Source organism: Roseateles sp. YR242, assembly GCF_900109745.1.
In the GTDB taxonomy this organism is placed as follows: domain Bacteria; phylum Pseudomonadota; class Gammaproteobacteria; order Burkholderiales; family Burkholderiaceae_C; genus Roseateles.
The window spans coordinates 65,992-79,193 of the sequence record NZ_FOAV01000004.1; the positions used below are offsets into that span (position 1 = coordinate 65,992).

Genomic DNA, 13,202 nt, shown 5'->3' on the forward strand with positions numbered 1-13,202 from the left:
CCCTGCTCCTTATTCGTCCAAGGGATCCAGATCCCCCCAACTCGTGCGGCTGATCGCGCGTTTCACTTCGTCCATGAAACGCCCCTGAGGCCCATGGGTGGCCCGGTCACTGCGCGCGCTGGGCGCAGGCGCCAGGGGGAAGGCCGCGCGCTGTACGTGGCGGTTGAGCAATTCCTTGTCGCGCGGCGTCAGCTGCGAAGCTGCCACGACGATAACCGGAATCGCCGCCGTCAGTGGATCTCTCTGCAAGGCTTCCACCACGCCGATGCCATCCACCTCGGCCATCAGCAGATCCAGCACGATGAGGTCGGGCACATGGCGGCGGGCCTGTGAAATGCCTTCCACCCCGCCGGTGGCGCGCAAAACCGAGAAGCCGGGCTGGGAAAGGTGCGCGCTGAGGGACTGCAGGTCTCCGGGCGCATCGCTGATGGCCAACACCAAAAACTTGCGCGTGGCCGTGGGCCGGAACCCCAGGACCTCCAGCTCCTGCGTCAGGGCCGCCCGGCTGACCGGCTTGTGCAGCACCGCCGAAGCCCCCAGCGACAGCGCCACCTCCTGGCCCGCATCCACCGACACCACCACCACCGGGATGTGCGCCCAGCCATTGAGGTTCTTCAGGCGCGACAGCAGTTCCCAGCCGTCCAGATGGCCGGGCAACTGCACTTCGAGGGTGATGAGGTCGGGCCGCAGGTGCTGCGCCAGTTCCAGCGCCTCCTCGGCGGATTCCACGTGCTGAACGCGGAAACCCGCGCCGTTGAGCTGCGTCTGGATCAGCGTGGCCGCCTGCAGGTTGTGCTCGATCACCAGCGCCAACGGGCGGTTGGCCGTGTCCTCCTGGGGCAGGGCACTCGCGCTCACTGGTTCGCGCCATGGCAGCCAGAAGGTGAAGCAGCTGCCTTTGTCCGGCTGGCTGGTGACTGACACCGCACCGCCATGCAATTGCACCAGCCGGGCCACGGTGGCCAGGCCCAGCCCGGTGCCTTCCACCTTGTGGGTCAGCGCATTCTTGACCTGGTTGAAAGGCTGGAACAGCCGTTCGAGGCTGTCCGACGGGATGCCGATGCCGTTGTCGGTCACGCTGATCTGCACGAACTCCTTGAATTCGCTCTCCGGCAGGTCCGAGCGCCGGCCCGCAGCAAAGCCCGGCATCGATTCCTGCGCCCGCATGCGCGCCACCCGGCGCGCTTCGAGCAGGATCTTCCCGCCCTTGGGCGTGAACTTGGCGGCGTTGGAGAGCAGGTTGTAGATGATCTGGCGGAGCCGGCGCCGGTCCACGAGCACATACTGCTCGGCACCCACGCCAAAGAGCTTGAGCTCGATGTTGGCCCCGCGTGCACGCTCCTGGACGATGGTGAGTGCATCACGCAGCAATTCGTCCAGGTCGACCGCGTCGAAGTCCAGGTCCACCCGGCCGGCCTCGATCTTGGCCATGTCGAGCAGGTCGTTCACCAGTGAAAGCAGATGCTGCCCGGCGTTGTGGATGTGCTGGCAGAACTCGGTCTGGCGCTCGTTGACGGTGCCCGCTGCGCCATCCCGCATGAGCTGCGCAAAGCCGATCACGGCATTCAGCGGTGTGCGCAGTTCGTGCGACATGGTGGAGAGGAACGCCGTCTTGGCGCTGCTCGCGCGGCTGAGTTCGGCGTTGAGCTGTTCCAGGGCGTCGTTGCGCTGCTGCAGGGCTGCCAGCAGCTCCGCACGGCTGTCCGCCAGCTCTCGCGCAGCGCGGGCGGAGGCAGCTTCCATGGCGGTGTTGTGCAGCTCGGCGTGGTTGCGGCGGGCCTCGTCCTCGAACTGCTTGCGGCGCAGTTGCGCGCGTACACGGGCCTTCAGCAACTCCAGCTCGCCATTGGCCTTGACCACGTAGTCGTCCGCTCCGGCTTCCAGGCCGGCCAGCATGCCGTCCCGGCCGTCGAAGGCGGTGAGCAGCACCACGGGGATGTCCCGCATCGCGGGCGCGGACTTGATCCGGCGGCAGGTCTCCAGGCCACCGATGCCCGGCATCTGCACATCCAGCAGCACCGTGTCCACCGCCTGAACGGCCAGCAGCTCCAGCGCTTGTTCCCCGCTGTGCGCAGGCACCACATCGAAGCCGTCATCGCGCAGCGAGGCGCCCAACTCCGCCAGCACATTGGGGCTGTCGTCCACCAGCAGCAGGCGCTTGGGGCCCAGGAGGCTCGCGCCCTGTTCCGGCAGCGAGGCGGTGGCGCTGCGCAGCATGGCGGCCAGGCGGGCCAGGATCAGGTCCACATCGTCCTGCTTGCGTGCAAAGGCATCCGCGCCGGCTTCCAGCGCCCGCAGTTCCGCTTCCGGGCCTTCATCCGCGGTGAGCAGGAGGCAGGGGGTGTGTCGCAGGGCGGGGTCCAGACGCAGGCGGCGGATCATGGAGGCGCCGTCCAGGCCGGGCATGTGCTGGTCCACCACCAGGGCGTTGGGGCGCAGGGCTGCTGCCTGACGCAGGCCGTCTTCGCCATGCACGGCCAGATGGACGTGGTAGCCCACCGGCTCCAGTGCCTCGCGCAGTGCGTGGCGGAAGGTCTCGCTGTCGTCCACCAGCAGCACCGAGGCACGTTGCGGCACCGGCGAGTCCGACATCATGTGGACCTGGCGCTGGCGCAGCAGATCGCGGGCCCGGTCCACCACATAGCCACGGTCATAGGGCTTGCCGACGAATTCGTCCGCGCCGTAGGCCAGGCCGCGCAGGCGGTCACTGGCCTGGGCGGTGTTGGAGAGGATCAGCACCACGGTGAGGTCACCCCCGGGCGTGGCGCGCAGCTCCTGCAGCCAGACATCGCCGTCGCCATCGGGCAACTGCGTGTCCAGCAGCACCACCCGGGGGACGCCCCGGGCCAGCGCCTCGCGGGCCTGTGCGAGGGTGGCGCACTCGATGCAGGCAAAACCAGCATCTTCCAGCGCCTCTCGAAGGTCCATGCGGACCGTCAGGCTGTCCTCCACGATGAAGGCCTTGTCCCTGTTCTGGTTCATGTTCCTGCTCCCCATGGCACACCGCTCAATGACTTCATGGCGGGGCCTATTTCGTTCAACGGCAGGATGCGCTCGGCCGCACCCAGCTGGGCGGCCTCGCGTGGCATGCCGTACACCATCGAGGTCTGCTCATCCTGGGCGATGGTGGTGCCCCCCGCACGGCGGATGGCGAGCAGACCGGCGGCGCCGTCGCGACCCATGCCCGTGAGCAGGGCCGCAACAACACCTGGCCCCATCTCGGCGGCCAGCGACTCGAACAGCACATCCACCGACGGCCTGCAGGAAAACCGCGGGGGTGCAAGGCTCAGGGCGAGTCGTCCCTGGCGCACTGTGAGGTGCACATCGGGCGGCGCCAGGATGATCTGGCCGGTGACATCGCGCAGCGATTCGCCCTCCTGGGCATAACGCACGCGATGATGGGTCTGCCCGTCCAGCCATTCCGCAAAGCCGCGGCTGAAGACCGCGTTGATGTGCATCACGATGAGCACCGGCAAGGGCACGGGTTTGGGGAGGGATTGCAACACCTCCATCAGCGCCCCGGGCCCCCCAGTGGAGGCGCCCAGGGCCAGCACGGAGCGGCCGGCGGGCAGGGGCGCGTGGATGGGGGAGGGCGCCTGGTGACGCGCGCGCACGTGGGTGATGACGCGGATGCGTGAGACCAGTCTCAGCAGGGTGACGTAGCGGCGCTCCCATTCGCCCGGCGGCTGGCGCCCGTTGGGTTTTTCCAGCACTTCCACCGCCCCGGCCGCCAAGGCCTCGTAGGTGCGCAGCAACTCGCCCCGGTTGGTGGAGGAGGAGACGATGAGGATGGGCGTCGGGCAGTGGGCCATGATCGCCTCGGTGGCGGCCTGGCCGTCCATGCCGGGCAGCATCATGTCCATGGAAATGACGTCCGGGCGCAGCTGGCTGCAAAGCGCGACCGCCTGCTTGCCGTCGAAGGCCTCGCCGACGATCTCGATGTCGCTTTGCGACTGCAGCACCTCGCGGATATGGGCCAGCACGGTGGGCGAATCTTCCACCAGGAGCACACGCAGGGGCCGGGCTGTGCCGGATGGCGCCGTCATGCGGATGCTCCTTCGGTCCTGTTGGTCAAGCCCGCCAGCTGCGACCGCGCCACCAGCTCGGCCACCTTGTCCAGGAAGGCGTTCTGGGAAAACTCACCCTTGATGATGTAGCCGTCAGCACCCGCTGCCGCACCGCGCGCCAGGTCCTCCGGCGCATTGCGGGAGCTCACCAGTACGGCGGGGATGCTGCGCAGGTCCTCGTCGGCCCGCAGTTTTTCCACGAAGCTGAAGCCGTCCATGCCGGGCGGCATTTCAACGTCCACGAGGATGAGGGCATAACGTTCGCGGCGCGCTGCTTCCAGGCCATCCTCGGCGGAGGAGGCCATATGTACCCGGTAGCCGGCAGCCTCCAGGATGCTCTGCTCCAGCATTCGGGTGGTCAGCGAGTCGTCGATGACCAGGATGGTGGCGGCGCGTCGGGCTGGCGGTGCCGCCTGCGGACGGGCGCGGCGCGCGGCTTCGATCAGCCCCTCCGGATTCAGCACGGCCAGGGGCTGCTGCTCGGCATCCAGCGCCAGGCCGATGACCATTTTGCTGGGGGGCAGCAGGGCCGGTGGCGGGCGCCAGACCACGGTGGCCACACCGTCCACGCCATCCACGCCGATGGCCGCCTGCTGGGCGCCGCTGCGCAGGATCAGCGCGGCCCCCGGTGCCTGCTGGGTGCGTTGGCGGCCCGGATTCAGCAATTCCGCCAGGGCCACATGCGGCACCAGCTCCTGTCCCAGCGCCATCTGGCGGCCGTTGATCACGGGCCGCTGCACCACTTGCACCACGGCGTCCAGCGGCACCCATGACGCGAGGCCATCCGCAAAGACGTTCAGCGCACGCACGGCCCCCAGTTGCAGCGGGACACGCATTTCCAGCGTGGTGCCCTGGCCGTGCTGGCTCTGCAAGGTGAGCTGGCCACCCAGGCGCGCGACCGTGTCGCGCACCAGGTCCATGCCCACGCCGCGCCCGGCCAGCGCGTCCACCTGGCGGGCGGTGCTGAGGCCGCCGCGCAGCAGGCGTTCGATCAAGGCCGGCTCGTCCATGTGGGCCGCGTTGGGTACGCCCTTGGCGACAGCGGTGCGGCGCAACGCCGCCATGTCGATGCCGGCGCCATCGTCGATGCAGCGCAAACGCACCTGCCGGCCTTCGCGCGACACCAACAGCTCGATGCGGCCCTGGGCAGCCTTGCCGGCGGCCAGCCGTGCTTCCGGGGCTTCGATCCCGTGCGCCACGGCGTTGCGGATCATCTGCACCAACGCGCCCAGAAGGGCATTGAGCACACCGCCTTCGAGCTTCGCCTCGCCGCGGGCCTGGAACATCACCTGCTTGCCCAGGCTGCGCGCCGCATCACGGGCGGCGCGCTGCAGAGGGCCGAACAGAAGCGAGGCCGGCACCAGGCGGAGCTGCTCGGCATAGTCGCGTGTCTGCAGCAGTTCCCGCTCCAGTTGCCGGCCGCCGCGCTCCAGCTGTTCTTCCAGCCGCAGCAGGCGCGTGGCCAGATCCTCGGGGGCCATCGGCAGGGTCTTGCGCAGATCGGCGATCTGCGCGCCCAGCCGTTTGAGCGTGGAGACGTGGGCGAGGGACTCCCCCACGCTGTCGCTCAAGGTGTCCAGTTCCTTGGACACGATCTGGGGGATCTCCATGATCGGCAGCGGGAGGGCATCCACGTCGACGTCAGCGGCGGTGGCGGAGGCTGTGCCCTCCAGGGGCGGGGGCGGGCTGCCAACGGGCGCCGACGGGCCCGCGTTGATCGCGGTGCCCTGGTCTGGGGCCACGGGCGAACCGGTGAGGGAGGCGGCGGGCGAAGCGGCAGGGGAAGCGGAAGCCGTCGAGGACTGAGCGGCGCCGTAGCCAGGGGCGGTCAGCGGTGTGGCATTGCCCGACAGAGCCGCCACCGCCTGGGAGGCTTCATCGATCACGGCCAGCACCGCATCCAGGTCATCCCGCGACGGGGGCCGGGCACTGTCCCGCAAGGGGGTGAGCAGATCCTCGATGGCATGGGCCAGTCCGGCGATCGTCGGCAGCCGCACCACGCTGGCCGCGCCCTTGAGCGTGTGGGCCAGGCGCAGCATCTTCGCCGGCACCTCCAGCGCCTGGGCGGGTTCGGCCTGTTCGGCCGCGAGCACGGTCTCGCTCATTTGCGTGAGCAGGTCCCGCGCCTCGACGCGGAAATAGCGGTAGGGGTCCTTGGCCACGACGCTTGCGCTTTCCGGTGAGGGCTCAGGCCGCCTGGGCCTGCACGAGGCTCAGCAACTGGCGCGAGGTCTGCGCCAGTTCGGTCGCCGTCTGCGAGGTCTGGCCGGAACTGGCCTCGGTCTCGCGGGAGGCCTGGGCGGTATTGCTCAGGGCAATGTTCAATTGCTCCACCGCCGTCGCCTGCTGCTTGGTGGAGAGCTCGATCTCGCGTGCGGCGTCCGTGGAGGTGAGCACCAGGCCGGCGATGCGTGCAAAGGTGGAGGCCACCTCGTCAAACTGCCGCGCGCTGGCGTCGACCGCCTTGGACCCTGTCTCGGTGGCCATCACCGTGGTGTTCACGGCGCCGCGCACGTCATCGATCTGCAACCGGATCTCCTTGGTGGAGGCCGTCATGCGGTCGGCCAGCTTGCGGATTTCATCGGCCACCACGCCGAAGCGTCGGCCGGCATCCCCGGCCACCGTGGCTTCGATCGTGGCGTTGATGGCCAGGATGTTGGTCTGCTCCGCCAGTTCGCTCACCAGGTCCAGCACCACACCGATGCGCTGGGACTTCTGCCCCAGGTCCAGCATGTGGCTGACCACCTGGTCGATCTGTCGGCGCATGGCACCGATGGTGTCGCGCGCGGCCTGCAGCGTGCCTTCGCCGCCCCGGGCAAACCCGGCGGTCTGCTCGGCGATCTGCACCACCCGTTGCGCGCTGTCGGCGATCTGGCGCGATGTGGCGAGCAGCTCGGAGATGGTGGTGGAGATCTCCGTCATGGAGGTGGCGGTCTCGCGCGCGCCCGCCGCCTGCTGGTTGGCGGCCGCCTGCAACTCCGCGGCCGAGCGCTGCACATGGCGCACGGCTGCGCCGACTTGGCCGGACAGGGCGCGGTTCAACACGAAGCCGGCCACCAGCACCAGGGCCAGGCCGGCAGCCGTGCCCCAACCAATGGCGGCCCGCACGCCGGTGGCGGTGGCTTCCACGTCCCGTGCGCGCTCACGCAGCACGTCCGTTTCCTCCTGCGTCATCTGGTCGATGACCACGCGCAGCTCGTCCATGCGGCGCTTGCCTTCGCCGGTCTTGATCTGGCGGATGGCGGCTTCGTCACCCCCGTTCTTGCGCGCCTCGATCCGCTCCTTGTGAAGGGTCAGCAGGTTCTCGATCATGATCGCCGCCTGGTTCAGGCGCGTCTGCTGGGCCGGGTTGTCGCGGATCATCGGACGCAGCTCTGCCAGCACCCGGGGCAGATCGGCCTGCGCCGTACGGTAGGGCTCCAGATAGGTGTCATCCCCGGTCAGTACATAGCCGCGCTGGCCGGTCTCGGCGTCTTTCATGGCGCTCAACAGCGCGGCGATGTGGCTGAGGGCCTGATGCGTGCGCGTGACCTGGTAGCTGGTGTTGGTCAGGGCATCCACACCCCGGTACGACAGCAGCCCGATCAGCAGCAACAGCCCGAACGACAACGCGAAGCCCACGGTCAACTTCTTGCCGAATGTCCACATGGTGGTCTCCTCCTGGTTCAGGCTTGTTGTAGGCCCATGGGGGCGGCGTCATGGTGAGCCGCAAAGCTGGCCGTCAGGCGTTCAACCAGCGGCGCCAGCGCAATGAGCGGCCGCAGCTCATCGCCGCATTTCACCGTCCAGCCGCTGTGGCTGTCGGTGCTCGAGCCGTCCTGCTGCAGCCGGTCTTCCGGGGGCAGCCGCCATTGCCCATCGAAGCCCTCGAAGGCCAGCGCCAGCGGGGCGGCGCGGACGATGGCCCACCAACGGGAGGCCGGGGCGGTGCCGCGCCCCAGCAGGGCTCGCAGGTCATACAAAGGCAGCACCTGGCCCCGGTGACCGATAAGGCCCAGCAGCGCGGGCGCATCGGCGGGATAGGGGGCCGGGGTCATGGCGGGCAGCAGTCCTGCAAGATCATCCAGATGAAGCGCAAACGGTTCGCCAGCAATCCGGATGCCCAGCACGTTCCAGACATCCCCCCAGTCGCCTTTGTCGCGCGGTTCCGCAAAGGACTGGTCAAAGGCTTCGCGCCAGCTGGCCAGTTGCGCCTGCAGCGCATCGGTGGTGGTGGTGTTCATCGAGAGTCTCCCAGGTCGGCCAGGCAGAGCTGGCGCAAGGCATCACGTTCAAAGCCGCCACCAAAGCGGCGCAGACGGTCGGTGGACTCGCCGTCCAGCAGTTCCAGCGCGCGGCGCAGTTCGCGGCGGGCGGCGACCGGTTCGCCCCGGCGGCGTGCCAGCAGGCCCAGGCGCAGATGGGGCATGGCGAAAGCAAGGTCCTTGGCTGCCGCGCGCTGGTGGTGCCACTCGGCCGCAGGCAGTTCGCCCCGCTCCTCCAGCGCCAGGGCCTGGATGAAGAGCGCCTCGGCCTGCAGGTCGGCCGACGGCGCGGTGCTCATCAGGCGTGCGCAGGCGCGCAGCCCATCGTCGAGCTGACCGGCCTCCACGAGCAGCAGGGCCTCGTCCAGCATGCTGGGCGGGGCGTGCCGCTCGTCAGCGCCTGCGCGGGATGAATGCCGGCTCGTGGCGGACGCCAAGGCCGGCGCCTGGCCGGCCGCGGGCAGTGGCGCGGCGCCGGGGGCGGCGTCAGCGGACGACATCAGGGTGGGGAAGGGCCAGTTGCTGGCCTCGTCCGCCTGGACGCGGGGCTGATAGAAGAAGCAGCCGGCGGCCTGGCGGAGTTCGAGCCGGTCGGTCAGGCTGTGCAGGGTTTCGGCGTGCCCCAGGAAAAGCGCGCCGCCGGGTGCCAGCGCAGTGGCCAGGTGCTGGACGGCACGCCGCAGCGACGGGCCGTCCAGATACATCAGCATGTTGCGGCAGAAAATCACGTCGAAGCTGTCCGGTGCCCAGAACGCGGCATCCGGGGTGGCGATCTGCCGCTGCTCGAAGCGCACGCGCCGACGCAGGGAGGGCAACGGCGTCCAGCCGGTCTCGTCGCGTTGGAACCAGAGGTCGCGCCAGGTGGCCGACGTGGCGCGCAGGCTCCATTCGTTGTAGCGCGCTGCGGTGGCGCGCCGGATGGCGGCCGCGTTGACGTCAAAGGCCACGATGTCCCAGTCCACACCGCCCGCACCCAGCACGGAGCGCTGCAGCGTCATGGCCAGGGTGTAGGGCTCCTCCCCACTGGCACAGCCGGCGCACAGCACCCGCAGGCGCCGCGGGGCGGGGTGGCGGCGCAGCCAGGTGGGCAGCACCACCGTCCTCAGCGCGTCGAACTGCTCCGAATGGCGGAAAAAATAGGTTTCACCGACGGTCAGCTCAGCCGCCAGCGCATCGAGGTCGGCCTGGCTGGCGTGCTTTTCCAGCCGTTGGACGTAGGCCGCAGGCCCTTCTTCAGCGGCGAGCCGCCGCAGGCCGTCTCGCAGCCGATCGTCCTGGGTGCGGTCGATCAGCAGGCCCAGTCGCTGAGCCACCAGCGTGCGCAGGCGCTCCAGCAGGCCCAGCGTGTTTTCCCCCTCCAGCGTCACCGGTGCCGGCGCCACCGTCCGGATCATGCGGCGCTCTCCTGGCTGGGCTGCGGGCTGGCGGTGTCGTCGGGGAGTTGGAGGTCCGGCAGCAGTCGTCCCAGGTCCAGCAAGGCGACCAGCTCATGATTGAGAGCGGTCATGCCGGCAATCGGGGCGTGGCGTTCGTCCTGCAGGAGCGCAGGGAGCGCATCCACCGCCGCGCGGTCCAGGCGCTGCACGCCGATCACATCGGTCACCCCCAGGGCCGCCGGCCGGCCCTGATGGTGCACCACCACCAGGCGCTGCAGCGGCGAACCGCCCAGATCCAGGGCGCTGCCCACGTCCACCACCGGCATCCAGTGCCCGCGGATGCGGGCAAAGCCGGGGACGTGAGGCACAGGGGCGGCCAGCGTGCGCAGCGGCTGCTCCCGCAGGACCTCGTCCACGCTATCCAGCGGCCAGCCACACAGGCGCTCGCGCACCCGGCAGACCAGCACGGCGATGTCGTCGCGTCGTCCGTCCATGGGGCCGCCCGGTCAGTGAGGTGCAGCGGATGGCTGAACCGCAAGGCCGCCGGGGCCCCGGCGTGATCCAAGATAACCTAGATGACCATGCAAGCGGCCATTCAATGGCTTTGGCATTCTTCTGGCTCCCTGTTTACCCTAGTCTATGCCAGCAAACGTGGGAACAGTGCTGACGAATGTGTCGCCCACCCGCCAGTCGGGGGACATCCGGATGCGCCCTCCCGGCAATCCACGGGCCGCTTTTTAGGCCCGCACCACTAAAAAAGGGTGGCTAAGGATTGCGCAGGTGGCCCGGAAGTCTGCAAAATAGAACGACCGTTCGTTTTATTATTTGGGCAGCCGTGTCCCCTTCTCCCCTCACCCGTCCGAAGCCAGCCGTCGGCACCGCCACGCTCCGTCGTGGTGCACGCTCGCTGCAAAAAGGCCAGCAGACCCGCGCCGCCATCCTGGACGCGGCGCTGGGCCTGGCCTCGCACATGGGCCTGGAGGGGCTGTCCATTGGCGCTCTGGCGGACGTCACCAAGATGAGCAAGTCGGGCGTTTTCGCCCACTTCGGCTCGCGGGAAGAACTGCAGATTGCGGTGGTGCGTGAATATCACGCCAAGTTCGAGGAAGAAGTCTTCTTCACCGCGATCCGCGAGCCGCGTGGTTTGCCGCGCCTGCGGGCCCTGTTCGAGCGCTGGGTGCACCGTGTGTCCATTGAAGTGGATTCCGGCTGCATCTACATCAGCGGCGCCGTGGAATTCGATGACCGCCCGGGCCCCGTGCGGGATGCCCTGGTGAGCATGGTCAAGGCTTGGCATGGCGCGTTGCGCAAGGCCATTCAGCTGGCGCAGGACGCCGGCCACCTGGCGCCCGATGCGGACGCCGACCAGATCCTCTTTGAGATGCACGGCCTGATCCTCTCGCTGCACCACGATGCGCGCTTCCTGCGCAGCCCCGGCGCGCTGGCACGGGCCGGCGTGGGCCTGGCCCGTATTGTTGACAGCTTCGCCACCGCTGCCGGCCGCGAGGCCGATGCGCTGGCGCGACAGTCTGCACCGCCGTTGCTGCCGGCTCAGCCAGCACAGCAGTCAACCAAAGCCTCCCAGGCCTCACAAGCCACCGCCGAAGCGCCCACCGCGCGTCGGCGGGCCTGATCACCGAGCGGCAGACCCGCTGCGCCTTCCACTTATATAACCCCGACAACAGGAGTCCCTCATGCCCCAGTACAACCCGCCCCTGCGCGACATGCAGTTCGTGCTGCACGAGCTGCTGAACGCCGCCGACGAGCTCAAGCTGCTGCCGGCCCATGCCGAGGTGGATGAGGACACCATCAATGCGGTGCTGGAAGAGGGTGGCAAGTTCGCGGCGGAAGTCCTGGCGCCGCTGAACCTGTCGGGCGACGCCGAAGGCTGCGTGCTGGACAAGACCACGCACGAAGTGAAGGCGCCCAAGGGTTTCAAGGAAGCCTATGCCCAGTACGTGGAAGGCGGCTGGCCGGCCCTGTCGTGCGATCCGGAATACGGCGGCCAAGGCCTGCCGGTGGTGATCAACAACGCCTTCTACGAAATGCTCAACTCGGCCAACCAGGCCTGGACCATGTACCCGGGCCTGAGCCACGGCGCCTATGAGGCCCTGCATGCGCACGGCACGCCGGAGCAGAAGCAGACCTATCTGCCCAAGCTGACGGCAGGTGTCTGGACCGGCACCATGTGCCTGACCGAGCCGCACTGCGGCACCGACCTGGGCCTGCTGCGCTCCAAGGCCGAACCGCAAGCCGACGGCAGCTACAAGATCACCGGCCAGAAGATCTTCATCTCCGCCGGTGAGCACGACATGGCCGAGAACATCATTCACCTGGTGCTGGCCCGTCTGCCGGATGCACCGGCCGGCTCCAAGGGCATCTCGCTCTTCGTGGTGCCGAAGATCAAGGTGAATGCCGACGGTTCGCTGGGTGAGCGCAATGCCATCTACTGCGGCGGCCTTGAGCACAAGATGGGCATCCACGGCAACGCCACCGCACAGATGGTGCTGGACGGCGCCGTCGGCACCCTGGTGGGCCAGCCCAACAAGGGCCTGCAGGCCATGTTCGTGATGATGAATGCCGCACGCCTGGGCGTGGGCAACCAGTCCCTGGGCCTGACCGAAGTGGCCTACCAGAACGCCGTGGCCTACGCCAAGGACCGCATCCAGATGCGCGCCCTGTCCGGCCCCAAGGCGCCGGACAAGCCGGCCGACCCCATCATCGTGCACCCGGACGTGCGCAAGATGCTGTTGACGGCTCGCGCCTTCGCTGAAGGCGGCCGTGCGCTGACTGGCTATGTGGCCCTGCAACTGGACAAGGCGCTCTCCAGCGATGACGCTGACGAGCGCAAGGCCTGCGAAGAGGAAGTCGCCCTGCTGACCCCGATCATCAAGGCCTTCATCACCGACAACGGCTGGATCGCCACCTCGCACTGCATGCAGGTCTTCGGCGGCCACGGCTACATCCACGAATGGGGCATGGAGCAGTACGTGCGCGATGCCCGCATCAACATGATCTACGAAGGCACGAACACCGTGCAGTCGCTGGACCTGCTGGGCCGCAAGATCCTGGGCAACAACGGCGCCACCTTGAAGAAGTTCGGCAAGAAGATTGCCGAATTCGTCGAGGAAGAAGGCACCAGCGAAGCCATGCAGGAGTTCATCAACCCGCTGGCCGACATTGGCGACAAGGTCACCAAGCTGACCACCGAGATCGGCATGAAGGCCTTCCAGAACCCCGACGAAGTCGGTGCAGCCGCAGTGGATTACCTGCGTGTGGTCGGCCACCTGTGCTTTGCCTACATGTGGGCGCGCATGGCCAAGCTGGCGCTGGACAAGAAGGACAGCGGCGATCCGTTCTACAAAGCCAAACTGATCACGGCCCGCTTCTACTTCGCCAAGCTGCTGCCCGAGACCGCCGGTCTGATCCGCAGCTGCCGCTCCGGCCTGGCACCGCTGATGGAAATGGACGAAGCGCTGTTCTGAGCGTGACGTCAGGGGCATCCGGCGCAACAG

General features: G+C 68.3%; 9 protein-coding genes. 2 read left to right on the top strand and 7 right to left on the bottom strand.

From position 1 onward, the window contains the following. Positions 1 to 9 precede the first annotated feature (9 nt). From BMY53_RS09890 to BMY53_RS09920, 7 genes are read right to left on the bottom strand one after another with little or no spacing between them, the layout of a single operon-like run. On the bottom strand, positions 10 to 2,982 hold the full coding sequence (locus BMY53_RS09890; RefSeq protein ID WP_177200813.1) for a response regulator: 2,973 nt from the start codon (positions 2,980 to 2,982) through the stop codon (positions 10 to 12). Further along, entirely contained in the window at positions 2,979 to 4,046 is a 1,068-nt protein-coding gene (cheB, locus tag BMY53_RS09895) for a chemotaxis-specific protein-glutamate methyltransferase CheB (protein WP_092946090.1), read from the bottom strand. Before cheB ends, BMY53_RS09890 begins: the two co-directional genes overlap by 4 nt. Further along, the gene (locus BMY53_RS09900; RefSeq protein ID WP_092946092.1) at positions 4,043 to 6,229 is read right to left on the bottom strand and encodes a hybrid sensor histidine kinase/response regulator; all 2,187 of its coding nucleotides are present in this window, start codon (positions 6,227 to 6,229) and stop codon (positions 4,043 to 4,045) included. Before BMY53_RS09900 ends, cheB begins: the two co-directional genes overlap by 4 nt. A gap of 25 nt (positions 6,230 to 6,254) precedes the next feature. Continuing rightward, positions 6,255 to 7,715: a CHASE3 domain-containing protein gene (locus BMY53_RS09905; protein WP_092946093.1), complete on the bottom strand. Its 1,461-nt coding sequence runs from the start codon at positions 7,713 to 7,715 to the stop codon at positions 6,255 to 6,257. Between the two features lie 17 nt (positions 7,716 to 7,732). After that, on the bottom strand, positions 7,733 to 8,290 hold the full coding sequence (locus tag BMY53_RS09910) for a chemotaxis protein CheW (RefSeq protein ID WP_092946095.1): 558 nt from the start codon (positions 8,288 to 8,290) through the stop codon (positions 7,733 to 7,735). Beyond that, positions 8,287 to 9,705, bottom strand: coding sequence for a CheR family methyltransferase (locus BMY53_RS09915; RefSeq protein ID WP_092946097.1), 1,419 nt, complete (start codon positions 9,703 to 9,705; stop codon positions 8,287 to 8,289). Before BMY53_RS09915 ends, BMY53_RS09910 begins: the two co-directional genes overlap by 4 nt. Further along, positions 9,702 to 10,181, bottom strand: coding sequence for a chemotaxis protein CheW (locus tag BMY53_RS09920; protein ID WP_092946099.1), 480 nt, complete (start codon positions 10,179 to 10,181; stop codon positions 9,702 to 9,704). Before BMY53_RS09920 ends, BMY53_RS09915 begins: the two co-directional genes overlap by 4 nt. Positions 10,182 to 10,522: 341 nt before the next feature. Here BMY53_RS09920 and BMY53_RS09925 point away from each other — a divergent pair, with 341 nt between their 5' ends. Beyond that, complete coding sequence (locus BMY53_RS09925) at positions 10,523 to 11,320, top strand: TetR/AcrR family transcriptional regulator (protein WP_092946101.1); 798 nt, start codon at positions 10,523 to 10,525, stop codon at positions 11,318 to 11,320. A 61-nt stretch (positions 11,321 to 11,381) separates the two neighbouring features. Continuing rightward, a complete protein-coding gene (locus tag BMY53_RS09930; RefSeq protein ID WP_092946103.1) occupies positions 11,382 to 13,172 on the top strand; it encodes an acyl-CoA dehydrogenase C-terminal domain-containing protein in 1,791 nt (596 codons plus the stop codon). Positions 13,173 to 13,202: the final 30 nt, after the last annotated feature.

Bases quoted from the DNA above. Each gene is read 5' to 3' on its own strand.
- BMY53_RS09890 (WP_177200813.1), bottom strand. From the start codon at position 2,982: ATGAACCAGAACAGGGACAAGGCCTTCATCGTGGAGGACAGCCTGACG.
- cheB (WP_092946090.1), bottom strand. From the start codon at position 4,046: ATGACGGCGCCATCCGGCACAGCCCGGCCCCTGCGTGTGCTCCTGGTG.
- BMY53_RS09905 (WP_092946093.1), bottom strand. From the start codon at position 7,715: ATGTGGACATTCGGCAAGAAGTTGACCGTGGGCTTCGCGTTGTCGTTC.
- BMY53_RS09910 (WP_092946095.1), bottom strand. From the start codon at position 8,290: ATGAACACCACCACCACCGATGCGCTGCAGGCGCAACTGGCCAGCTGG.
- BMY53_RS09915 (WP_092946097.1), bottom strand. From the start codon at position 9,705: ATGATCCGGACGGTGGCGCCGGCACCGGTGACGCTGGAGGGGGAAAAC.
- BMY53_RS09920 (WP_092946099.1), bottom strand. From the start codon at position 10,181: ATGGACGGACGACGCGACGACATCGCCGTGCTGGTCTGCCGGGTGCGC.
- BMY53_RS09930 (WP_092946103.1), top strand. From the start codon at position 11,382: ATGCCCCAGTACAACCCGCCCCTGCGCGACATGCAGTTCGTGCTGCAC.